This window comes from Rhodococcus sp. MPR-R1B (genome assembly GCF_058793255.1).
Map to the genome: position 1 here is coordinate 268744 of NZ_JBXAFO010000005.1, position 22166 is coordinate 290909.

The window sequence follows — 22166 nt, forward strand, 5'->3', positions numbered from 1 at the left end:
TCGGCGGAAGAACGGGAACTCGCGAGGCCTGCGCTCTCAGCGGCTGCCGTACTCAACCTGGTTCAGCACGGAAGAATCTGCGTTTCCGCTGCGGTCGATCTCGGGACGAGTGTTGTCCGACGCGGCGGCCGTGACACCGAAGATGACGCCGGCACCCAGAACGGCACCGATGACAGCGCTGGCCACACCGGGGACAAGGAACTTCGTCATCGCGGATCTCCCAATTGGTCGTTAGTCGGTCGTTCGCGGTCGGACGGACTTACCGGCCCGTACGAACTGCTCGGGTCAAGGTATCACCCGCACTCGAGAATCCGGACGATTACCCTCGTGACGTGCTGGTCAGTCGAGGGTTTCGGCGCCAAGCGCGGTCAACAGAGTGCGCAGTTTCGTGGACGTCTCGTCGAGTTCGTCCTGCGGATCCGATTCGGCGACGATTCCACCACCCGCGCTGGCCCAGGCGTTGCGGCCGTCTGCACTGATCTCGGCGCAGCGGATGGCAACCACCCAATCGCCGTCACCGGCCTCGTCGCACCATCCCACGGCGCCGCCGTAGAAACGCCGAGGTTCCTCGGTCTCGCGGATGACCTTCAGTGCCGCGTCAGTGGGTGTTCCGCACAGCGCGGGCGTCGGATGCAGCGCGATGGCGAGGTCGAGCGCAGTGGTGTCGTTTCGCAGCGTGCCGCGGATCGGGCTGGCCAAGTGCCAGACCTCGTGAGTATTGGTCAGTTCGGGAGTTGCCGGCACCGACAGATCACTGCACATCGGTTGCAGGACCTCGCGGATCCACGACGTCACGAAGGCGTGCTCGGCCAGATTCTTCGTCGAATGCAGAAGGCTTTCGCCTGCCTCGCGGTCTTGATCGGCGTCGGCGGATCGCTTGGTGGTCCCGGCCAACGGGCGACACGTCACGACGCGCCCGCGTCGACTGACCAATACTTCGGGCGTCGCGCCGACCAGGCTGTGGCCCTCGAATTCGGCTCCCGCAGCAGAGAGGTCGACGGCAAAGGTGTTGGCGACGGGATTGAGCGCCGCCATGCGTGCGGCGAGCGCGGTTGGGGAGATCGGGGTCTGCGTGCGAAGTTCCACAGTGCGAGCCGCGACAACCTTGTCGATCTCTCCACTGCGGAGGCGTCCGATCAACTTTTCCACTCGACGAAGATGCTCCGACGACGACGGGATCTCCCGGTCAACGCGGGTCGTGGGCAGGGCCTGGGGATCGCGCGGTTGCCACGGCCGCGACGCGATCGTCGCCTCGGCGGGTTCGTACAACGCCGTTGCGGCAGCCGGGTCGAAGGGGAGCGCTCCGACGATCAGCTTTGTCGTACCTGCCGACAGAGCGTGGGTGGCCGCGTCGGAGCTGTCGAAGCTGCGTCGTACGCCGCGGGTGACCACGCTGTGATCGGGGCGCGAGAGAACAAAACCGTCCATGGTGCTTTCGACACTAGTCGGCCACGGATCAGGAATGCGCGAAGGTCACTTCCCCGGAGGGACGATCAACACCGGCCGATGACTGTGACGCAGAACATGATCCGCGACGCTGCTCTGCAGTAGCGACCGCAAACCCGTAGTGCCACGGGTGCCGGTCACGATGATGTCGACGTCCAATTCGTCTGCGGTTTCGCAGATTGCAGACCAGATCGCGGATCGGCACTCGGCGCTTCTGCCTTCGACGGTCAGGCCTGCGGCCTCGGCCAGTGCGACGCCCTCGGCGAGGGTGACTTTGGCGTCGGTGTACGCGATGTCCTCGACGTCGTCGTCGGGAACCCACTCCGGTTGCATCACCCCGGACAGGCCGGACATGCGAGCGGCCTGGCGAACCATGGGCTCCCAGGCAGTGACGAGAACAGCACGATTGGCGGAGAGGAAACGCCCCGCATAGTCGACTGCACGCTTGGCGTTGTCGGAACCGTCGTACGCGATGAGCATCAGACCTTGTGGCATCACGACCTCCTCGTCAGCGGGGGAATCGGTTCTCTTCCAGGCTACCGTCCCGATGTGCCCGTGAGGGAGTGTATGGGTACCGGGTCCGTTACGGTCGAGGTATGCGGATCAAGTTTCTGAAGGCTGCGACGACCATTGCTTTGTGCGGAGGGTTGGTTGCGGGATGCTCGGGCGAAAACGGGACCGCCGATCCGGTTTCGAGCGCCCCGACCAGCACCACCTCCGAGATCACGTCGACGCCTGCGGCATCGAGCTCCGCACCCGTCGCCGCGTCGTGCGGTAGTGACCTTCTAGCCTCGCTGTCCTTGCGTCAGAAACTTGCCCAGCTGCTCAACGTCGGCGTCACCGGGACCGACGACGCGTTGTCGATAGTGCAGAACGAGGAGATCGGCGGCATATTCGTCGGAAGTTGGACCGATCAGTCGATGCTCACCAATCGCGAAGTGCCGCAGGTTGCTTCGGCGTCGAAGTTGCCGTTGATGGTGACGATCGACGAAGAAGGTGGACGGGTTTCGCGCGTCGCGGACATCCTCGGGCCCGATCCGTCGGCCAGGGAAACGGCGCAGACCATGACAGTGGAACAGACGTACCAGATGGCACTCGAGCGTGGACGCGGTTTGAAGGATCTCGGGATCACCGTCAACTACGCACCCGACGTCGACGTCAGCAGCCAACCCGACGACTCCGTGATCGGGGACCGCTCGTACTCCGACGACCCCCAGACCGTGGTTGCCTACGCCGGTGCGTACGCGCAGGGGATGCGCGACGCCGGAATCTTCCCGGTGATCAAGCACTTTCCGGGGCACGGCAGCGCGTCGGGTGACTCGCACCGCGGTGAGGTGACCACGCCGCCGCTACAGGATCTGATCGCGTCGGACCTGATTCCCTTCCGTGAACTGTCGGGAACCGGAGTCGGCGTCATGATGGGTCACCTCGAGGTTCCCGGTCTGACCGAGCCCGGTACCCCTGCCAGCATCAGCCCCGCCGCCGTCGCGTTGCTTCGCGACGGAGTGGGTTACGGCGCAGCGCCGTTCACCGGCCCGGTGTTCACCGACGACCTCAGCGGCATGCAGGCGATCACCGACCGATACGATATTGCCGACGCGGTTCAGGCTGCGCTGGTGGCTGGAGTCGATCAGGCATTGTGGCTGACCACCGACGACGTTCCGCGGGTTCTCGATCATCTCGAGCAGGCCGTCGCGTCGGGTGAGCTTGCGCAGACGCGGGTCGATCAGGCTGTGGTCACAGTTGCCGCTGCCAAAGGTGCCGTGACCTGCTGAGTCGAAGTCAGGATTCGACGCGCAATCTTACCGTAGAGTAAGATCGACATTTACCCTGTGGTTGGAGGAAGCATGGCCGGCGGTACCAAGCGACTGCCACGCGCAGTGCGTGAGCAGCAGATGCTCGACGCGGCTGTGGACGTGTTCTCCGACAGGGGATTTCACGAAACTTCGATGGATACCATCGCGGCCAAGGCCGAGATCTCGAAGCCGATGCTGTATCTGTACTACGGCTCGAAGGAAGAGTTGTTTGCCGCGTGCATCCATCGCGAAGGGCTCCGCTTCCTCGAAGCACTCGCCCCGGCCGGCGCGCCGAACCTGACTCCGCGTGAACAATTGCGCGCCGCTCTCGAGGGTTTCCTCGGGTTCGTGGGCGCAAACCGCAAGTCGTGGATGGTGCTCTACCGTCAGGCCGTCGGGCAGCAGGCTTTTGCGGGCACCGTGCAGTCCAGTCGCGATCGGTTGATCGAGTTGACCGCGCATCTGCTCGAGTCCAGCACCAAGGATCCTGATGCCGCGCACGATTACGGGATCATCGCCATCGCGCTCGTCGGCGCAGGTGAGGCGGTAGCGGACCGGGTTGCGGGTGGGGAAATCGAAGTGGATGCCGCAGCGGATCTACTCGAATCCCTCGCGTGGCGCGGTCTGTCGGGCAAGAAGAAGTCCGAATAGCTCTCAAACCAATCTGAGCGAACGTACCTTTCAGCGCATCCAAGGCGCCGAAAGGTACGTTCGCTCAATTGGGGCGGGTGGGAACCCGACAACACTCAGGTCAGCGCAGCGTCGCAGTGACGTGCGGGTAACCCTTCTTCGGGTGGCGCAGTGACAGATCCCAGCCGTCGTCGGTGCGATCAGCGTAGGCATTCAGCGTCGCCGGTAGCAGAATCGGCTTGCCGAAACGCACGCTGTAGGTGACCTTGTCCGCGACGGACCCCTCGACAGTCCGCAGAACTGCCGCGGCACTCCACATTCCGTGAGCAATGGTCTTCGGGAAACCGAAAGCCTTCGCGCCCAGAGACGAGACGTGAATCGGATTGCGGTCGCCGGAGACAGCGGCGTACTTGCTGATCGTGGTCTGGTCGACGCGGATGGTGCTCATCGGCATCGGCGGGACCTCGTCAGCCTTGGGCTCCGGACCGGGCTGGCCGGACAGGGAGGTCTTCTGCTGGTTCAGGAAGCTCGAGGTCTGTCGCCAGACCAGTTCCCGTCCCACCCGAATTTCGGTGATCACGTCGATCAGCAGGCCCTTGCGGTGCTCACGCAGGTTCTCGGCATGCACCGAGAGGTCAAGCGGTTCGCTGACGGAGATGGGCCGCAGTGATTCGATGACGTTCTCGGCGTGAACGGAGCCGACGGCGGCGAAGGGGAAGTCCTTCGACACCATCAGCTTCATCACGGTCGGGAAGGCCAAGGTGAAGGGGTACGTGATCGGCAGAGTGTCGCCGAACCGCAGTCCGGTCACGCGGCAGTACGCCGCCAGATTGTCGGTGTCGACCTTCAGTCCGGTGAGGGTGAAGGTCTGCTGTGGCACCGAGCGCGAGTTGGACTTGTTCCACGGCAACAATCCCAGTACCGCGCGGGAGTAGATGTCGAGGGTCTTCGGCTGCTCGGTGAGCGCGACGGTCTTTGTTGCCATCATGCGCCCAGGAGGCTCTGGCCGCAGACGCGAACGACCTGTCCCGTAACGGCATTGGAGGCCGGGCTGGCGAAGTATGCGACGGTCTCGGCGACGTCGACGGTCTCGCCGCCCTGCAGGAGCGAGCTCATGCGGCGGCCGGCTTCGCGGGTGGCGAAGGGGATGGCTGCGGTCATGGCGGTCTCGATGAAGCCCGGTGCGACGGCGTTGATGGTGATGTTCTTCTTCGCCAGGACGGGAGCTTCGGCGTGTACGAGGCCGATGACGCCGGCCTTGGAGGTGCCGTAGTTGGTCTGGCCGCGGTTGCCCGCGATGCCGGCGATGGAGGAGACGTCGACGACGCGGCCGCCTTCCTTGAGAGCGCCCTTCTCGACGAGGTGCTCGGTGATCTTCTGCGGTGCAAGAAGATTGACGTTCATGACCATGTTCCAACGGCCCTCGTCCATGTTGGCGAGGGTCTTGTCGCGGGTGATGCCGGCGTTGTGGACGATGATGTCCGCTCCACCGTGACGCTCGAGGAGGTGAGCTGCGAGGACCTCGGCTGCGTCGGCTGCCGTGACGTCGAGGGCGAGGGACGTGCCGCCGACCTTGTTCGCGGTCTCGGACAGCGCTTCGCCGGCGGCCGGGATGTCAGCGCAGACGACGTGCGCGCCGTCGCGGGCCAGGACCTCGGCGATGGTGGCGCCGATACCGCGGGCTGCGCCGGTGACGACGGCAACCTTGCCTTCGAGCGGCTTGTCCCAGCTTGCGGGCGCGACGGAATCTTCAGCGCCGACGACGATGACCTGGCCGTCGACGAAGGCGGACTTTGCCGAAAGGAGAAAGCGCAGAGTCGATTCCACGCCGGAGAGTCCGGTGGATGCCTTGGGGGAGACGTAGACCAGCTGAGCGGTGGAGCCGCGCTTGATCTCCTTGCCGACGCTGCGGGTGAAGCCTTCCAGAGCGCGCTGCGCGACATGCTCGTCGACGCTCGACGTTTCTTCCGGCGTCGTGCCGAGAACGACGACGCGAGCCGACGGTGCGAGGTTGCGGATTACGGGCTGGAAGAACTCGAACAGCTGCTCGAGCTCGCTGACCTGAGTGATTCCGGTGGCGTCGAACACGAGTCCACCGAAGCTGCTGTCGTGTGCCTGAGCCGCCGGGTAGTCGGAGAGCAGTACGCGAAGTGGTTCTGCGAGTCGACCCTTGCCGCCGATGAGGACAGGTCCGGCGAGTGCGGGTTCTCCTGCTTTGTATCGACGCAGGTTCTCGGGCCTGGGCAGGCCGGCCTTCGACGCGATGAATGCGCCGGGGGCGGACGAGAGGAACTGTGAATAGAGGTCGGGAGCTCCCTTGCTGGCTGCCACGGTCCTACCTTCTGTTGTGTTTCGGGTTGTCTCTCACCGGGCAATCGAAAGAATGCGGCGATAGACAAGTAACTTACTACTGAGTAAGAATAGTCTTCAACAGGTAATCGCACCATCCTTGGAGACGCAAGTGACAAGCAAAGCCCGTTCAAATGCAAAGCCCGCCGCACCGCGCACTGCACCGGCCGCAGCCGCTGCAAATTCTGCAGGTCAGCGCCGTCCGGTTGCGATCGTCGGCGGAAATCGCATTCCGTTCGCACGCTCGGACAAGGCGTACGCACAGGCGTCCAACCAGGACATGTTCACTGCGACGCTCGACGGTCTGGTGAGCCGATTCAATCTGCAGGGCGAGAAGCTCGGCATGGTCGTCGGCGGTGCGGTGCTCAAGCACAGCCGTGATTTCAATCTCATTCGCGAGTCCGTTCTCGGCAGCGCGCTGAGCCCGTACACGTCGGCGTACGACCTTCAGCAGGCGTGTGGCACGGGACTGCAGTCGATCATCGCCGTCGGCGACGCCATTTCGGCCGGCCGCATCGATTCCGGCATCGGCGGCGGCACGGACACCACGTCCGACGCCCCGATCGGCGTCAACGATCAGGCGCGCGAGTTCCTGCTCTCCCTCAATCGCGCGAAGTCCACGGGCGACCGCATCAAGCTGCTCGGCAACGTCCGTGCGGGCATGCTCGGCCTGGAAATTCCGCGCAACGGCGAGCCTCGCACCGGCAAGTCGATGGGTGACCACGCTGCGATCACTGCCAAGGAATTCGGCATCAAGCGCGAGGACCAGGACGAACTTGCCGCTGCCAGCCACAAGAACATGGCAGCTGCCTACGACCGCGGTTTCTTCGACGACCTCGTCACCCCGTTCCTCGGCCTGACCCGCGACGACAACCTCCGTCCCGGTTCGACCGTCGAGAAGCTGTCGACGCTCAAGCCCGTCTTCGGTACCAAGCTCGGCGACGCGACGATGACGGCAGGCAACTCGACGCCGCTCACCGACGGCGCTTCTGCAGTGCTCCTCTCCACCGACGAGTGGGCAGCCGAACGCAATCTTCCGGTTCTGGCGCACCTCGTCGATTCCGAAACCGCTGCCGTCGACTACGTCCACGGCAAAGACGGGTTGCTCATGGCTCCCACGTACGCGATCCCGCGTTTGCTGGCCCGCAACGGTCTGACCTTGCAGGACTTCGATTACTACGAGATCCACGAAGCCTTCGCTTCGGTGGTTCTGGCAACCCTGCAGGCCTTCGAGTCGGACGAGTACTGCAAGGAACGTCTCGGCCTCGACGGCGCATTGGGATCGATCGACCGAAGCAAGCTCAATGTCAACGGATCGTCCTTGGCTGCAGGTCACCCGTTCGCGGCAACCGGCGGACGTATTGTGGCTTCCCTCGCAAAGATGCTCGCGGAGAAGGGTTCGGGCCGCGGCCTGATCTCGATCTGTGCGGCCGGTGGCCAGGGTGTCACGGCGATCATCGAGCGGTAACCGCTCCACAATCTCCCCATGCGACTGAAAACTGCGCTCACCTGCAGTGATCGTCGCGAGGGGATGCGTAATCGGGGATCCGGCCACGAGGGGTGGCCGGATCCCCGAACTCTTTGCAAACTTTTTCGCGCAGGCGTGTAACGCTGCAGAATAGCTACCGATATTCATGACAGCCCCGTGTTGCTGCCTGACCCCCGACCTGGCAGCAGCGCGGGGCTCTCGTATGTCCGGATATCCTGTATTGAGTTGTCGGTGAGCGCCGCAGCGACGGTTGATGCAGCGAGGAGCCAACAGGTGAGTGACGAAGAGGGTCCGTCCGTCGAGAAGACGAACAGCGAGGACTCGTCCCTCCCGGAACAGGAACTCGAGTCGGTCGAGGAACCTCAGGCGGTCGAAGAGACCGAGTCGGTCGAGGAACCCCAGTCGGTCGAGGAACCCGAGGCCCCTGAGGACACTGAGGCTGTTGTCGAGGCTGAATCAGTAGAACCTGAACCAGCCGAAGCACCAAGGCCTGTCGACGAAGAAGCAAGCGATTCCACGGAAGCGACAGTCGACGAATCGGCAAACGAGGTCACCACCGTCATCCCTGTCGTCCCAGCGGAGGACGCACCGCCGACGGAAGTAGTCAACTCGGCTCCGGCGACAGAAGCCATCGACGAGCAGACAGAGCAGTTCGAGCCCCCGGCAGTGGTGGTTCCCCCGAAGCCGCCGCGTCCCGAGTTCGTGCAGCAGTACGACACCCAGCAACTCGAACCCATCCAGCAGCAGTACGAGCCTGTTGTCCGAGAACCAGAGGTAGTTGCACCCCCGGCGCCGCAACAACCGGTGGCGCCCGCTTCGCAGTCTTCCCGCAAGTGGGTCAAACCGGCGATAGCAGTCGGCGCCATCTTTGCCGTCGCAGCGATTGCCTACGGAGTGGACATCTTCACCTCGTCCGGGAAGACACCACGCGGCACTCAGGTTGCCGGGGTGGACATCGGTGATCTCACGCCCGCCGACGCGGAAGCCACGCTGCGCGCCCAACTCGGCCCGAGGCTCGTCGAACCGGTAGCGGTACATGCAGGCGGCGTCGACTCCGAGATCGTTCCCGCGTCTGCGGGTGTGGACGTCGACTGGTCGGCGACGCTGTCGGGCGTGAACGCTCAGCCCATCAACCCGATCACCCGCATCACGTCGTTCTTCGGCTCCCGCGAGGTGCCCGTGGTGTCGGCAATCGACCAGGGTGCGTTGGATGCGTCGATGGCGCAGCTCGCGGCGAACAGCGATCGTGCGCCCGTCGAAGGTGCAGTCGTGTTCGAGAACGGGAAGGCGACTGGTGTTTCGCCCGCTGCCGGTCAGGCGCTCGAAACGCAGCAGGCGGGTTCGACCTTCGCCGCTGAATGGTCCGATGGTGGCGTCGTCGATCTTCCGGTCGACGAGGTTCCGGTGACGGTCACTCAGGCCGGTGTCGATCGTGCGCTGCAGGAGATCGCTATTCCAGCTGTCTCGGGTGACGTCGTGGTCAACGGCCGTGACGGCAAGGTCGCGACACTCGGCGTCGATCAGATCGGCGAGGTTCTGACCTTCACACCCGACGGCTCGGGTGGGCTGACTCCGCAGTACAACACGGATGCTGCGATCAAGATTCTGACTCCGCAGTTGGCGTCGACGGAAGTACAACCCAAGGACGCGTCGTTCACCTTCGCCGGTGGCAAACCGTCGGTTGTGCCCGGTGTCGTCGGTGATCTGATCAACTGGCCGGACACGGTCAAGGAACTTCCGGTTCTGTTGGGCAGCACGGCTTCTCGGGCAACGCCCGCCGTTTACGGACCGGTCCCGCCGGCGTTGACCACCGAAGCCGCGGAGGCCCTCGGCATCAACGAGGTGATCGGCGAATTCACTACCGGTGGTTTCGAATACGCGTCTGGTGTGAACATCGGCCTGGCCGCGTCGGAGATCGACGGGGCCGTGATCAAGCCCGGTGACACGTTCTCGCTCAACGAGTACACGGGCCCGCGCGGTGCGGCGCAGGGATACATCGAGTCGGGGATCATCAACAACGGTCGCCCGGACAAGGCTGTCGGCGGCGGTATCAGCCAGCTCGCGACGACGCTCTACAACGCGACGTATTTCGCAGGTATGGAGGACGTCGCGCACACCGAGCACAGTTACTACATCTCGCGGTACCCCGAGGCTCGTGAGGCGACCATCTTCGATGGTGCGATCGACCTGCAGTTCCGTAATCCGGCGAAGACCGGCGTGATGATCGAGACGATTGCGACGTCGTCGAACATCACCGTTCGGATCTGGGGAACCAAAACTGTCGATGTCACGTCGACGACCGGCCCGCGGACGTCGCCGACGTCGCCGAACACCGTGACCTTGCCGGAGGGGCCTGGCTGTGTGGCTTCGAGCGGTGCGCCCGGGTTCACGGTCAGCGACACTCGCGTGATCACCGACCACGCGAGTGGCGCCGAGATTTCCTCGAACACCCGAACTGTCAAGTACGACCCGGTGCCGATCGTGAAGTGCGAGTAGGGAACTACTTGCCGACGAGCGGGCCGAGGGTGCGGCCCGCGAGGTCGACGATGCCTGGCTCTTCGCCGTTGGTGATCAGGTTGATCACGACGCCGTCGATGCCGTGGTCGAGGATGCGCGTCTGAACCTGCTCGGCGACGTCGTCCGGGCTGCCGACGAAATGGCGTTCGGTGGCCTTGGCGACCACGTCTTCCGGCGCCGTGGTGATGTCGAGGCCACGCTCCGCGAGAAACGTTCGCTGATGGGCGCGAGCCTTGTCGCCGTCCTCGTCGATCATCATGAACGTGAGGAAGCTGGTCTCGAGGGTTGCGGGATCGCGACCGGCTTCGTCGCAGCGTGCCGCAAGTGCTTCCATCTTGCGCGGCAGTTCCGACGGGTCGCAGATGATGTTGAGGTGATCCGCGAAGCGAGCGGCGAGGCCGAACGTCTTTTTCTCACCGCCACCGCCCAGCAGGATCGGCAGGTCGTCGCGGACGCGAGGCTCGTTGATGGCGTCCTTGACGTGGTACCACTTGCCGTCGAAGGTGGGGCGATCACCGCGGAGCATCGGCGCGATGATCTGCAGTGCTTCGTCGAGTTTCTGGAAGCGCTCGGTGAACGTTCCGAACTCGTATCCGAACGAATTGTGTTCGAGTTCGAACCAACCGGCGCCGATGCCCAGGATGGCCCGACCGCCGCTCACCACGTCGAGGGTGGTGACGGTCTTGGCGAGCATGGGCGGATTGCGGTAGGTGTTTCCCGTGACCAGTGCAGACAACTGGATGGTCTCGGTGGCCGTCGCCAGCGCGGAGAGCGCCGAGTAGGCCTCGAGCATCGGGGCGTCCGGCGCTCCGATTCCGGGGAGTTGGTAGAAGTGATCCATCACGAATGCAGTGTCGAAGCCTGCGGCTTCGGCTTCGCGGGCCTGCGCTATGACGGTGGGGAAGAGGTCCTTGACCGGACCGCCGTAGCTGAAGTTGGGCATCTGGTATCCGAGGCGAGTGCTCACCGTTTCGACGTTACTCGCGATCGGTTGACCTGGCACGATTTTACCAACTCTATGGATTCCGTTGTGCTGGGCAGACTTCCGGAAGTCAGAGAAGTTCTTCGGCCGCTTCGCGTCGCTTGGCTCGCTGCTGGTGAAGCTTGACTGCCGCGATTGCGATGCCGCCACCGACAATTCCGCCGACGAGAGCGCCGACCCAGGTAGACGATTCTTCGTAGGAATCGAATTTGAGACGCGCCATGATGCCGACTGCGGCGACGAGGTACAGCGCGATGCCGATCACGACCCGGGGGCGGTTGTAGTTGGACAATACGTAGACATCGACGTCGCACCGAAGTGCATAGATGATCGTGATCAACGAGCCGAACAACGCAACGATCAGCAGGGCGAGCGAGATCCACGCCCCTGTTCGGCCGGCGACCCAGGGCAGAATCGCCGAGCTGACGAATATTGCCCAGAAGACACTCTGGAGTCCCACCGCCGAGGCTTCGTTCCAGACGTCGCGCTGACGCTCGTCCTTGTAGAAGTCGTCGTCCAGATCGCCGACGAACCGCATTGCCTTCATCATGGTGCTCATGCCGTCTCCTCTGGAATTTCTGTGGTGAGTTCCGATTCGGGTAAGGGGAAGAGCGTTTCGACGGTGGTCCCCAGCGCCAGGGCCAGGCGAAGTGCCAGGTAGACACTCGGTGCATAGTCACCGCGTTCGACGGAGACGATGCTCTGTCTGCTCACCTGACCTGCCGTGGCCAGTTGCGCCTGGGTGAGGCCGGCGAGGCGTCGGTGCTCCCGCACGTTGTTGTCGCCGGCCTTTCCAGTCATGCAAAAAGTAAAGAATACTTGTCACTAGATGTCAAGTTTGCTTGTCATATGAGAGGCTGAAGAGCATGCGTGAACGATTTCTCGAGATCGCCCTGGCCAATCCGGTGGTCGCAACGATCGTGGATCGTGCGCCGAAGCTGGGATTGCCGGAGTGGTACCTGACGGCGGGTGGGCTCTTCCAAACCGTCTGGAATCACATCGACGGCCGTGACCTCGGCGCCGGAATCAAGGACTACGACCTCTTCTATTTCGACGCCGGCGATCTGAGCTACGACGCGGAGGACTGTGTGATTCGTTCGGCGGCAGAACTGTTCGCCGATGTGGATGCCGATGTCGAAGTACGCAACGAAGCCCGCGTGCACCTGTGGTACGAGCAGCATTTCGGGATTCCCGGCGTTCCGTTCACCAGTTGCTGCGACGCTATCGACCACTTCGCTTCCACAACTTGCTGTTTCGGGATCACCAAGTCTGCGGGCGGCACTGTGGACGTGTATGCCCCGCACGGATACGACGATCTTTTCGACATGATCGTCCGTCCCAACCCGGTGCTGGCACCGAGAGAGGTTTACGAGGCCAAGGCGGCACGGTGGCGCAGGGAATGGCCTGCGCTGACCGTGGAGCCTTGGCCGGAGACCCTGACCTAGACTTCGATCGGCGGATGCAGCCTGTCCATGGTCCATTGCCGATTTCGGCGTGCAGCAAGTGAACTGGCGCCGAGTGAGGCGACGAGAAGGCCGCCGAGGACGGCGATCGAGACCCACAGTCTCGAGTCGATACCGCCGACGGTGAGTTGTCGTAGCCCGTTCACCGCGTAGGTCATCGGGTCGAAGGGGTGGATGATCTGGAACGGTTTCGCGGTGGTTTCGACGGGATAGATGCCGCCGGCCGAAACCAGTTGCAGCATCAGGAACGCCAGGGTGATGACGCGTCCGACGGAGACTCCGAAGATGGCGTTGAATGCCTGGATCAACGCCATGTACGTGGCAGTGATGAGCATCAGGAATCCGACGGTGCCGAGGGCGTGTGTGGGGTGCAGGCCGACGGCGAAGTGCACGACCAGGTACATCACGATCACCTGGCAGATGCCGATGAGCAATGCCGGCCAGTACGAGGCGAGGACCACTCGCAGCGCGCCGAGTCCGTTTGCGATGGGCCGGTTCTGGAGCGGCTTGAGCAGCATCCAGGTGATGATGCCGCCCACGAACAGCGCGAGAGGCAGGAAGAACGGAGCAAAACCGGTTCCGAACGTGCTTGCCCGGTTCTCGTACGTCTCCTGTAGTTCGACCGGGCTGGAGAGGGTTTGAGCGGTTGCGGTTCGCTGCTGATCGCTCCAACTGGGGACCTGACCGGCGCCCTCGGTGAGTTTGGTCGCGAGTTCGGCAGACCCGGCACGGAGTTGCTCGGTGCCGTCTGCGAGTTTGGCTGCACCATCGGAGAGTTGAACGCTTCCGTCGGTGAGTTGAACCAGTCCACTACTGAGGGTTTGAGCGCCGTCGTTGACTTGCTGACCGCCGTCACGCAGCTGTACCAGGCCGTTGCGGAGTTCACCACCGCCGTTGGCCGCGGCGCTGAGCCCGGCTCGGAAGGTGCTCGACGGATCGTCGAGTTGGTAGGCGAGTTGTTGTGCACCGCTCTTGAGTTCGCCCAGTTGGCCCATGGTCGCTTCACCGAAACCCTGAGTGCGCAGCATGTCCTGGGCAGGTGCGAGGGCATTGGCGATCTGTTGGCTGACGGGATCCGGGTTCAGTCGAAGGCTGGCCACTGCCTGCCCGACCAGCTGTGCGACGTCTGCTTGTGTGTTCCCGAGGACACTCAGTTGGTCGACGACCTGGGTGACGCCACCACTGAGTTGGCTTGCGCCGTCGCCAAGTTGGACGGCTCCGAGATCGAGCTGCCCCAGACCGTCGGTCAGTGCGAGGACGCCGTCCGTGGCGGTGTTGATACCGGTCGAGAGTTGCGCTGTACCGCCGGCAAGAGTGGCTGCACCGTCACGTGCGGTAACCATGTTGTCGGCCAGAGTTTTCGAGCCCGACGCCAATTCGCCGGCTCCGGCGTTGGCAGTGTTCACTCCGGCCGAGAGCTGGAGCGCTCCGTCGGCGGCCTGCTTCAAACCAGCACCCGCATCGGTCAATCCGACCAGAACTGTTTCGACGGACTGCGCGCCGATCTTGTCGCTGACCTGACTGAGGACCTGCTGGGCGGCGTTTTGGCCGATGATGGTGCCGAGGTAGTTGTTGACGTCGTTGAAGGTGAACTGCAACTGAGCTTTGTGGGGGTCCTTGGTCGTCGGGGAGGCGACGGCCTCGCTGAAATTCTCAGGCAATGTGAGAGAGAAGTAGTACGTGCCGTCCGAGACTCCCTGAGCGGCTTCCTGCTGCGAGACCAGGTGGAGATCGAGCTCACCGGAATCGAGCAGCGCTTGGCTTACCTCGTCTCCCGCGTTGAGCTCCTGACCCTGCACCATCGCGCCGCGGTCGGTGTTGACCAGCGCGACGGGGACCTTGTTGACCTCACCGAACGGATTCCAGAAGGCCCACAGGTACATCGCGCCGTACAGCAGTGGCATCAAGATGATGGTGACGAGTGCGATCCTGGGCATCGCGCCGCGGGAGAACCGCTTGAGTTCGGTTCCGAGAGACATTCCAGCGAGCATCGCGGTTACCTCGCCCCTTCTTGGTCGGGATTGGTGACTTCTTGGAGCAGGGTGACGGCATCGATGGGTGATCCGTCTGGCAGCGGGTTGACGGTCGACGCGATGATGGTCTGGTAGCTCCCCATCTCGACGAGTCGCTCGACGAGGTATGCGCGTTCGGAGTCGCGCCGCACCTGTTCGAGATCGTCGACGACAAGCAGGGCCGGCTTTTTCGTGTTCGCGACGGCGATACGCAGCAGGATCGCCTCGAGTTCCCCGAGATCGCTGACGTACCGGCCGAGCGCAGGTAACGGATGATCGCCGAAGACGGGAGCGCACACCGCTTCGAGTTCGCGGTCTCCGGCGCGTCCGATGAGCTTGTACCAGGGCGCATCCCAGCGAATTTGTTCGGTGATCAGATCGCGGACGGTGACGGATTCGGCAAGCTCGTCGATGTCCTCGAACCCGGCGACCCCGGCGATCTCGAAGATCTCGCGGGGACGCGTTCGACCGAAGACGGACAGTGAGCCGGAACTGGCTTTCATTCGTCCGCTGAGTGTCAGAAGTAAGGACGTACGTCCTGAACCGGCCGAGCCTTCGAGGATGGTCACACCGCCCGCACGAATCTCGAGATTGACGGGTCCGAACACCGGCCCCCATGGGCCGTCGAGCGCCAAGTCCGTGGCGGTCAATGCCAGGTCAGGGGCGTAATCGGGTTGTGCGTGCTCTGGTGCGACCACGATGATCACCTGTCTGTTGATCTACTCGGCCTGCGAAAGAACCGAGTGCTGGTTCAGTGGACGTTCGTGCTCACCCAATCACATCGGTAGCGGGCGAGCGGTCCCATGAATGGGATGTGTCGGACACGTTCGACAACTTGAAGACCGAACGGTATGTATTCTGTTGGAAACGGAACGGGGGAGTCGAGGTGCCGGTTCGTAGGCGCGGTATGTGCGCGGTGCTGGTCATGGCCACCCTGTCGGTTGTCTCCTGTGCCGGTGAGCGCGAGTCGCCCCCGTTCGTGTCGAGCGAGAGGCTTTTCGAGTTCACCGGTCGCAATGTCGGACCCGTGACCGTTCCGCCCTTGCCTTCCGATCGGCACGAGTCCGAAGCAGCGCCGTACGGAGCCATCACCCTGTCCGGTGGGTGGAGCGGCGCAGCCAATGTCTCGCTGCCCGGATCCGTCACGTGTTTCGAGCACAACTGGGCGGATTCGCTGCCCGCCGGTCACCGCCAGTGGGCCTACGAGGTGCACACCAGTTCCTTTTACGAGTACGACGGCGGCGGCGAATATCCGGGGCGTGATTTCCAGTTGCAGGTCTACGTGAACGAAAAACCGGAACCAGGTCAGTCCGGGGCGACGATGATGTTCTCGGATCAGAGCGGACAGTTCGTGTCCTTCGGTGGCGGCGTCGACAATTCCATCGAAATCGTCAGTTCTCCGGACCGCAGGCGCGTGGCGCTTTCCCTGGTGGGAAGGGCGGCACGGCCCGGCGAACAACCGACGACGTCCGTACTGTCCGCACAGATCAGTTGTCCGACCGTCGAGCGCAGATGACCTCGGATTCCATGGACTGCTGAGCATGAAAATGCCGGCCCCGAAACGTTCTCGGGACCGGCACTTTTCATGAATCAGGAACGAATCAGAATGCTGCTTCGTCGATCTCCATGATGTCGTTCTCGGTGTTCGCGATGATCTCGCGTGAAGCGGTGAGCTCGGGCAGGACGTTCTTGGCGAAGAAGGAAGCGATGGCGACCTTGCCCTCGTAGAAGCCCTTGTCCTTGTCGGAAGCGCCGTTGTCGAGTGCTGCGAGAGCGATCTCGGACTGGCGGAGCAGCTGCCAGCCGATGAGCAGGTCGCCGACGGACATCAGGAAGCGGACGGAGCCGAGGCCGACCTTGTACAGCTCGGTGGGCTGCTCCTGAGCTCCCATGAGGAAGCCGGTGAGCGTGGCGGCCATGGCCTGGACGTCTTCGAGTGCGGTGGCGAGCAGTGCGCGCTCCGCCTTCAGACGACCGTTGCCGGCTTCGCTGTCGATGAAGGTCTTGATCTGTCCGGCAACGTGAGCGAGCGCGACGCCGCGGTCACGAGCGATCTTGCGGAAGAAGAAGTCCTGAGCCTGGATGGCCGTCGTGCCTTCGTACAGCGAGTCGATCTTGGAGTCGCGGATGTACTGCTCGATCGGGTAGTCCTGCAGGAAGCCGGAGCCACCGAGGGTCTGCAGGCTGTCCGTCAGGTACTGGTACGCACGCTCGGAGCCGACGCCCTTGACGATCGGGAGCAGCAGGTCGTTGACGCGGAACGCGGTGTCCTTGTCTGCGCCCGAGACGAGCTGGGCGACAACCTCGTCCTGGTGAGCTGCGGTGTAGAGGTACACCGCGCGCAGGCCTTCGGCGTATGCCTTCTGCATTGCCAGGCTACGACGCACGTCGGGGTGGTGCGTGATGGTCACGCGCGGTGCTGCCTTGTTGGTCATCTGGGTCAGGTCTGCGCCCTGCACGCGCTGCTTGGCGTAATCGAGAGCGTTGAGGTAACCGGTGGAGAGGGTGGCGATTGCCTTGGTGCCGACCATCATTCGAGCGTGCTCGATGACGTCGAACATCTGGGCGATGCCGTTGTGGACCTCGCCGACCAGCCAGCCCTGTGCGGGGATGCCGTGGCCGCCGAAGGTGACCTCACACGTGGCGGAGACCTTCAGGCCCATCTTGTGCTCGACGTTGGTGACGAAGACACCGTTACGCTCGCCGAACTCTTCGGTCTCGAAGTTGAAGTGCGTCTTCGGGACGAAGAACAGGCTCAGGCCCTTGGTGCCCGGTCCGGCGCCTTCGGGGCGAGCGAGAACGAGGTGGAAGATGTTCTCGAACAGGTCGTCCGAGTCGGCCGAGGTGATGAAGCGCTTGACGCCCTCGATGTGCCAGGAGCCGTCGTCCTGCTTGATCGCCTTGGTGCGTCCGGCACCGACGTCGGAGCCGGCGTCGGGCTCGGTGAGGACCATCGTGGCGCCCCATCCTCGTTCGACGATGGTGGCGGCCCACTTCTTCTGCTCTTCGGTGCCGTTGTTGAACAGCACGTCCGCGAAGGCGGGTCCGGCCTGGTACATGTGCGCTGCAGGCTGTGCGCCCAGGATCAGCTCACCGATGGCCCACACGACGGAGCGGGGAACCGGCACGCCGCCGACCTCTTCGCTCAATCCCATGCGGTACCACTCGGCATCCCACAGAGCCTTGAACGACTTCTTGAAGGATTCCGGAAGTGCAACGGTGTGCGTCTCGGGATCGAAGACAGGGGGGTTGCGGTCCGCATCGGCGAAAGATTCGCCAAGCGGTCCCTCGGCCAGGCGTGCGACCTCTGCCAGCATGTTGCGGACAGTGTCGGCATCCAGGTCGCCCCAAGCGCCTTCGCTCAGTGGCTTCTCCAGTCCGAGAACCTCGAAGAGGTTGAACTCCAGGTCCCGAACGTTGCTCTTGTAATGGCCCATGTCTTCTGCTTCTCCCAGTGAGGTGGTGCGGTCCAGCACTCCTAGTACCGCCCGAAGTTTATTACTCGTCGGTAACTTAATACATGTTACTAGCCGTTCTTTGCATTGCCAACACCGGATTTGCGTCCGATGACAAGCGCGTCGACCGCGATTCCCGTTTCGGTGTGCCTGTGGGGATTTCCGGCGATCTCGAACTCGAGCTTTCCGCGGAACTCCTGCATCAATTCTTCTGGTGTGTAAAGGATTTCGGGATCTTGCGGCCCGCCGACGCCGTAGTCGATGTTGCTTCGGTCGTGACCCAAAATCATGAGGATTCCGTCAGGTTTCAGAGAATTTATGGCACGGTTCACAACCAGGGTGCGTTGTGGTGCGGGCAGATGAAGGTAAAGAAGCAGGGCCAAGTCGTATCCCTGCCCGTTCCTCGAGGCGTAATCCGCGACGGTGACGTCGCCGCATCGGTAGTCGAGCCGGTCGAGAACCGATCGGGGCGAGCGGGCCGCGATCGTGCGGGCTTTCTCGATCGCGACGGCCGAGTAGTCGATCCCGGTGACCTCCCAACCGCGGGTCGCGAGCCACAACGCGTTACGGCCCTCGCCGCACGCCAGGTCCAGTGCCTGGCCGTGGGGGAGGGCCGTCGCGTATTCCACCAGCAGTTCGTTGGGAGGAGCGCCCCAGACGAGCTCGGTTTCTTCGTACTTCTTGTCCCAGGCCGCCGCATCCATAGATGACGACGGTAGTGCCACTCAGTGGTTACGCACTCCGTCCATCGGGTTCTTGCGTAGAGCGGCGCGCGTCGGGATCGCGATGGAGACAAATCCCAGAACAGCGGTCACCGCGACGATGGAACCGTAGATCGCCGGTGAAATCGCCGGGATCGGCTGCCCGGACACCGCTACGGCAATGCCCATCAGAGGCGGCAGGGCGATCAGTGATCCGACCACGATGGCGATTCCCACCACCATCAACGACTCGATGCGCATCATTGCTCGGACCTGCCTCGTCCGCGAGCCCACCAGTTGAAGGAGCGCGAACTCGCGGGAACGCTCGGCAGTGGCGGCGACCAGGGTGTTCACGACTGCGACTGCGAGATAGCCGAGCAGGACGAGGACGGCGAGGATGCTGACCCACGACTGCATACGACGCTGATCTTCGCCCGCGGCCCCGAACTGGTCCTGGTTCATCGCGGCGATCGAGGGGAACGAGCGCAACGACTGCTGGACTTCGGCCGACCGTCCGGGTTCGGCAGCAACCAGAACGGTGTCGATCAGAGCGTCGGTGGAGTGCTGACGCAAAGTCTCGATCGGCATGGTCACGTCCCCGAATCCGAGGCCGCGACCATATTTTGCGACGACCATGGGATGTACCAGTGTTCCGTCACCCAGATAGAGGTCGACGCGCTGGCCTACCTTGGCTCCGAGGGTGAAGGCGCCGTCTTCGCTCACGGCAACGGTATCGCCGGTCAGAGCGCTGAGGTCGCCCTCGGTCACCGCGAGATCGAGGGTCGCGTCGGCGCTGGCGGCGTCGATGCCCTGGGCCGCGATCGCGCTGTCGGCTGAGCCGCCTTCCTCACCGCTGGGTACCGGGAGGACTTGACTGCGGACCACCGGGTTTGCCGCACTCACTCCGGGCACCGATGCGATCGACTCGAGGAGCGAGGGAGCGATACCGGCTGGTGCGCCGACGATCAGGTCGGCGGTGACGCCCTTGATCGACTGGTTGGTCGCCTCGGCGGCGACGGTGCTCTGGCTGAAGAACTGCACCGAGCCGAGCGCGATTGCGAGAGCCAACGGAACAACCGCCGACGAGAGCCGTCTCGAATTGGATTCGGCGTTGGCGGCAGCGAGAACTTTGGACGCCGACCCACTGCAGCGCAGCGGACCGCCGATCACCTTGATGATGCCGCGCACCAACAAGGGGCCGAGCAGCGCGACCGAGAAGATCAACAACAGTGCGCTCGAACCGGCTCCAGCGGCCGCCACGCTGCCGGGCAGGAAAGCAGGGAGGACGCAGGCGCTGAGGCCGGCGGCGCCGAAGATCAGCCCGGTGACGATGCGTCCGCGGCTCAGTTTCGCCGGGCCGCTTTCGGATTCGCGAAGCGCTTCGACGGGGTCGAGCTTCGCCGGTCGTCGTGCCGCGATCGCCGCTGCCGCGCGGGCAGTGAGTACGCAGATCAGGAAAGCTGCGATCGCCGGAAGCGGGCTGTAGGCCAGCGCGAAATCGGTGGGCATGACACCGGCGTCGGCGAACTGTGCGCCCAGCACTCGGGCGAGCAGGTATCCGGGCACCGCGCCGAGAGCTGCCGCCGCAGCAGCAACGAGCAGCACTTCACGTCCGATCATGACGTGCACTTGTCGCGTGGTGGCTCCGATTGCCCGCAGCAGAGCGAACTCTCGGCGTCTGGCGTTGATCGAGAGCGACAGCGTGCTGGAAACGACGAACATACTGACCATCAACGCGAGACCGGCAAACGACGCGCAGAGCACGATCAACTGCGTCCGCGCAGCACCGGCGTCGAGGAATTCGATGCCTCCGCGTGCGGTGCCGGTCGAGACCTCCGCACCGGATCCGGCGAGTGCGTCGCGAGCGAGAGCGGCGGCGTTGACGCCTTCGGGAGCGATCAATCCGACTGCGGTGACAGCGTTCTGGTGCGGCCACAACCGTTCGGCCTCTGCGTCGTAGAGGAAGACGAGTGCCGGACGGTCGGGTGACGGCACCGAAGCCGAATCAGCTGTGCCGACGACGGTGTACTCGTCCGTTACCGCGCCGTGAGCCAGCGTGATTCGCTCGCCGAGCGCGGCGCCCGTGGTCGAGACCACCTCGTCGCGGCTCTGCGGAGCGCGCCCCTCGATGAGCGAGTACGGCGCCAATTGTGCTGTTTCCCAAGGATGTGCATCGAGTACGACGCCCTCGGCGGTGCTGACGGGGACGGAGATGTCGGGAACCACGGTGACATCGAGTGCGTCGAGCTTGCGGACCGTATCGCCGGCGAGGAGAACTCGCTCGGCAAAGGGCTGATCGGCGTCTTCCTTGACCTCGAGCGCCTGTGGCGCACTCACGATGGCGTCGGCACCGGCGTAGAGATGTGGTGAGACACCGCCTCGCACTCCCGATTCCAGCAGCACACCCAGACCGCAGGTGAGGAGCGCTGCGCAGAATACGGAGACGAACACGGCGACGAAACCGGAGCGATGCGCTTTCAGGTGCGCAAAGGTGTGCGCTTTCATCATCACCAGTCCCCGAGGTGTGTCATGCGCTCGGCGATCTGCTGCGGGGTCGGGCGGTCGATGTGCCCGACAAGTTTCCCGTCGGCGAGGAACAGCACACGATCGGCGTACGACGCGGCCACCGGGTCGTGCGTGACCATGACGATGGTCTGATCGAACTCGGCGGCTGTCCGGCGCAACAACTCCAGAACCTGCTTGGCGCTACGGGAGTCGAGGGCGCCGGTCGGTTCGTCGGCAAAGAGTGCGTCGGGGTGAGTGACGAGGGCGCGCGCGATTGCGACGCGTTGCTGCTGACCGCCGGACAGTTCGGAGGGTTTGCGCTTTCGGTGTGATCCGAGTCCGACGGATTCCAGGACGAAGGTCAGGTACTGCTTGTCGGCTCGTCGCCCGGCGAGGAGTAGGGGGAGCGTGACGTTCTGCTCGACGTCGAGAGCGCCGAGCAGGTTGTAGGCCTGGAAGACGAAACCGATGTGATCGCGACGGAAGATGCTGCGGGCCTTCGGCTTCAGTTGTGAAATTTCGGTGTCGCCCAGCCACACCGATCCGCTGCTCGGTCGGTCGAGGCCCGCGGCGCAGTGCAGGAAAGTGCTCTTACCTGATCCGGACGGGCCCATCACTGCGGTGAAGGTGCTGCGCGGCAGAGTGAGGCTGACGTTGTCGAGGGCGGTCACGGCGCCGCGGCCGTTGCCGTAGACCTTGCTGACCCCTTCGAGTCGCACGGCAGATGTTCGAGCTCCCGTGGCACCAGGAGCCGGCGGGGCGAGGACCGAGTGTCGATTCTTCATGGGAAGAACGCTATGGAGATTCGCCATTCGTCGACA

Annotated in this window: 20 protein-coding genes; 6 read left to right on the plus strand and 14 right to left on the minus strand. The window is 63.6% G+C overall.

The window, feature by feature from the left end:
• Window positions 1-36 precede the first annotated feature (36 nt).
• The 3 genes from AC1Q61_RS10210 to AC1Q61_RS10220 all read right to left on the minus strand — a co-directional run bounded on the left by AC1Q61_RS10210 (window position 37) and on the right by AC1Q61_RS10220 (window position 1941).
• Window positions 37-210, minus strand: coding sequence for a DUF2613 domain-containing protein (locus tag AC1Q61_RS10210; protein ID WP_003945488.1), 174 nt, complete (start codon window positions 208-210; stop codon window positions 37-39).
• A 129-nt stretch (window positions 211-339) separates the two neighbouring features.
• On the minus strand, window positions 340-1428 hold the full coding sequence (locus AC1Q61_RS10215; protein WP_042920246.1) for an isochorismate synthase: 1089 nt from the start codon (window positions 1426-1428) through the stop codon (window positions 340-342).
• A 45-nt stretch (window positions 1429-1473) separates the two neighbouring features.
• Window positions 1474-1941, minus strand: a complete 468-nt coding sequence (locus tag AC1Q61_RS10220; RefSeq protein ID WP_003945900.1) for a universal stress protein — start codon at window positions 1939-1941, stop codon at window positions 1474-1476.
• 101 nt (window positions 1942-2042) lie between these two features.
• Between AC1Q61_RS10220 and AC1Q61_RS10225 the strand changes: the two genes are divergently transcribed.
• Both AC1Q61_RS10225 and AC1Q61_RS10230 read left to right on the plus strand, forming a co-directional pair.
• Window positions 2043-3221, plus strand: coding sequence for a glycoside hydrolase family 3 N-terminal domain-containing protein (locus tag AC1Q61_RS10225; protein ID WP_116057167.1), 1179 nt, complete (start codon window positions 2043-2045; stop codon window positions 3219-3221).
• 72 nt (window positions 3222-3293) lie between these two features.
• Window positions 3294-3893, plus strand: a complete 600-nt coding sequence (locus AC1Q61_RS10230) for a TetR/AcrR family transcriptional regulator (RefSeq protein WP_003945885.1) — start codon at window positions 3294-3296, stop codon at window positions 3891-3893.
• 100 nt (window positions 3894-3993) lie between these two features.
• Here AC1Q61_RS10230 and AC1Q61_RS10235 read toward each other — a convergent pair whose 3' ends face one another.
• Both AC1Q61_RS10235 and AC1Q61_RS10240 read right to left on the minus strand, forming a co-directional pair.
• Window positions 3994-4857 carry a MaoC/PaaZ C-terminal domain-containing protein gene (locus AC1Q61_RS10235; protein ID WP_007734551.1) on the minus strand — a complete coding sequence of 288 codons (864 nt, stop codon included), beginning with the start codon at window positions 4855-4857 and terminating at the stop codon, window positions 3994-3996.
• A complete protein-coding gene (locus tag AC1Q61_RS10240; RefSeq protein ID WP_003945596.1) occupies window positions 4857-6203 on the minus strand; it encodes a 3-oxoacyl-ACP reductase in 1347 nt (448 codons plus the stop codon). The genes AC1Q61_RS10235 and AC1Q61_RS10240 overlap by 1 nt, the downstream gene beginning before the upstream one ends.
• 130 nt (window positions 6204-6333) lie before the next feature.
• Here AC1Q61_RS10240 and AC1Q61_RS10245 point away from each other — a divergent pair, with 130 nt between their 5' ends.
• Window positions 6334-7689 carry an acetyl-CoA C-acetyltransferase gene (locus AC1Q61_RS10245; RefSeq protein ID WP_003945465.1) on the plus strand — a complete coding sequence of 452 codons (1356 nt, stop codon included), beginning with the start codon at window positions 6334-6336 and terminating at the stop codon, window positions 7687-7689.
• A 294-nt stretch (window positions 7690-7983) separates the two neighbouring features.
• A complete protein-coding gene (locus AC1Q61_RS10250; RefSeq protein ID WP_042452579.1) occupies window positions 7984-10206 on the plus strand; it encodes a VanW family protein in 2223 nt (740 codons plus the stop codon).
• Window positions 10207-10210: 4 nt separating this feature from the next.
• Here AC1Q61_RS10250 and AC1Q61_RS10255 read toward each other — a convergent pair whose 3' ends face one another.
• From AC1Q61_RS10255 to AC1Q61_RS10265, 3 genes are all read right to left on the minus strand, one after another.
• Window positions 10211-11194 carry an LLM class F420-dependent oxidoreductase gene (locus tag AC1Q61_RS10255; protein ID WP_007734562.1) on the minus strand — a complete coding sequence of 328 codons (984 nt, stop codon included), beginning with the start codon at window positions 11192-11194 and terminating at the stop codon, window positions 10211-10213.
• Window positions 11195-11279: 85 nt separating this feature from the next.
• On the minus strand, window positions 11280-11768 hold the full coding sequence (locus AC1Q61_RS10260) for a hypothetical protein (protein ID WP_007734564.1): 489 nt from the start codon (window positions 11766-11768) through the stop codon (window positions 11280-11282).
• On the minus strand, window positions 11765-12010 hold the full coding sequence (locus AC1Q61_RS10265) for a helix-turn-helix transcriptional regulator (RefSeq protein ID WP_042920241.1): 246 nt from the start codon (window positions 12008-12010) through the stop codon (window positions 11765-11767). Before AC1Q61_RS10265 ends, AC1Q61_RS10260 begins: the two co-directional genes overlap by 4 nt.
• Before the next feature lie 65 nt (window positions 12011-12075).
• Between AC1Q61_RS10265 and AC1Q61_RS10270 the strand changes: the two genes are divergently transcribed.
• Window positions 12076-12654: a nucleotidyltransferase family protein gene (locus AC1Q61_RS10270; protein WP_042920237.1), complete on the plus strand. Its 579-nt coding sequence runs from the start codon at window positions 12076-12078 to the stop codon at window positions 12652-12654.
• Here AC1Q61_RS10270 and AC1Q61_RS10275 read toward each other — a convergent pair.
• A complete protein-coding gene (locus tag AC1Q61_RS10275) occupies window positions 12651-14663 on the minus strand; it encodes a YhgE/Pip domain-containing protein (RefSeq protein WP_007734572.1) in 2013 nt (670 codons plus the stop codon). The genes AC1Q61_RS10270 and AC1Q61_RS10275 overlap by 4 nt on opposite strands.
• A 5-nt stretch (window positions 14664-14668) precedes the next feature.
• Window positions 14669-15391 (minus strand): ATP-binding cassette domain-containing protein, encoded by a 723-nt coding sequence (locus AC1Q61_RS10280; protein ID WP_007734574.1) that lies wholly within the window; start codon window positions 15389-15391, stop codon window positions 14669-14671.
• Window positions 15392-15570: 179 nt separating this feature from the next.
• On the opposite strand from AC1Q61_RS10280, the gene AC1Q61_RS10285 reads away from it, so the two are divergent.
• A complete protein-coding gene (locus tag AC1Q61_RS10285) occupies window positions 15571-16200 on the plus strand; it encodes a hypothetical protein (protein ID WP_308251812.1) in 630 nt (209 codons plus the stop codon).
• 85 nt (window positions 16201-16285) lie between these two features.
• On the opposite strand, the gene AC1Q61_RS10290 is transcribed toward AC1Q61_RS10285, so the two are convergent.
• The 4 genes from AC1Q61_RS10290 to AC1Q61_RS10305 all read right to left on the minus strand — a co-directional run bounded on the left by AC1Q61_RS10290 (window position 16286) and on the right by AC1Q61_RS10305 (window position 22130).
• The gene (locus tag AC1Q61_RS10290; protein WP_007734578.1) at window positions 16286-18121 is read right to left on the minus strand and encodes an acyl-CoA dehydrogenase; all 1836 of its coding nucleotides are present in this window, start codon (window positions 18119-18121) and stop codon (window positions 16286-16288) included.
• A gap of 89 nt (window positions 18122-18210) precedes the next feature.
• Window positions 18211-18843: a class I SAM-dependent methyltransferase gene (locus AC1Q61_RS10295; RefSeq protein WP_007734580.1), complete on the minus strand. Its 633-nt coding sequence runs from the start codon at window positions 18841-18843 to the stop codon at window positions 18211-18213.
• Window positions 18844-18864: 21 nt separating this feature from the next.
• The gene (locus tag AC1Q61_RS10300; RefSeq protein WP_215515673.1) at window positions 18865-21348 is read right to left on the minus strand and encodes an FtsX-like permease family protein; all 2484 of its coding nucleotides are present in this window, start codon (window positions 21346-21348) and stop codon (window positions 18865-18867) included.
• Window positions 21348-22130: an ABC transporter ATP-binding protein gene (locus AC1Q61_RS10305; RefSeq protein ID WP_051649487.1), complete on the minus strand. Its 783-nt coding sequence runs from the start codon at window positions 22128-22130 to the stop codon at window positions 21348-21350. The genes AC1Q61_RS10300 and AC1Q61_RS10305 overlap by 1 nt, the downstream gene beginning before the upstream one ends.
• Window positions 22131-22166 lie beyond the last annotated feature (36 nt).

Coding starts and splice junctions, on each gene's coding strand:
- AC1Q61_RS10210 (WP_003945488.1), bottom strand. CDS start 210: ATGACGAAGTTCCTTGTCCCCGGTGTGGCCAGCGCTGTCATCGGTGCC.
- AC1Q61_RS10215 (WP_042920246.1), bottom strand. CDS start 1,428: ATGGACGGTTTTGTTCTCTCGCGCCCCGATCACAGCGTGGTCACCCGC.
- AC1Q61_RS10220 (WP_003945900.1), bottom strand. CDS start 1,941: ATGCCACAAGGTCTGATGCTCATCGCGTACGACGGTTCCGACAACGCC.
- AC1Q61_RS10225 (WP_116057167.1), top strand. CDS start 2,043: ATGCGGATCAAGTTTCTGAAGGCTGCGACGACCATTGCTTTGTGCGGA.
- AC1Q61_RS10230 (WP_003945885.1), top strand. CDS start 3,294: ATGGCCGGCGGTACCAAGCGACTGCCACGCGCAGTGCGTGAGCAGCAG.
- AC1Q61_RS10235 (WP_007734551.1), bottom strand. CDS start 4,857: ATGGCAACAAAGACCGTCGCGCTCACCGAGCAGCCGAAGACCCTCGAC.
- AC1Q61_RS10260 (WP_007734564.1), bottom strand. CDS start 11,768: ATGAGCACCATGATGAAGGCAATGCGGTTCGTCGGCGATCTGGACGAC.
- AC1Q61_RS10265 (WP_042920241.1), bottom strand. CDS start 12,010: ATGACTGGAAAGGCCGGCGACAACAACGTGCGGGAGCACCGACGCCTC.
- AC1Q61_RS10270 (WP_042920237.1), top strand. CDS start 12,076: ATGCGTGAACGATTTCTCGAGATCGCCCTGGCCAATCCGGTGGTCGCA.
- AC1Q61_RS10275 (WP_007734572.1), bottom strand. CDS start 14,663: ATGCTCGCTGGAATGTCTCTCGGAACCGAACTCAAGCGGTTCTCCCGC.
- AC1Q61_RS10290 (WP_007734578.1), bottom strand. CDS start 18,121: ATGGGCCATTACAAGAGCAACGTTCGGGACCTGGAGTTCAACCTCTTC.
- AC1Q61_RS10295 (WP_007734580.1), bottom strand. CDS start 18,843: ATGGATGCGGCGGCCTGGGACAAGAAGTACGAAGAAACCGAGCTCGTC.
- AC1Q61_RS10300 (WP_215515673.1), bottom strand. CDS start 21,348: ATGATGAAAGCGCACACCTTTGCGCACCTGAAAGCGCATCGCTCCGGT.
- AC1Q61_RS10305 (WP_051649487.1), bottom strand. CDS start 22,130: ATGAAGAATCGACACTCGGTCCTCGCCCCGCCGGCTCCTGGTGCCACG.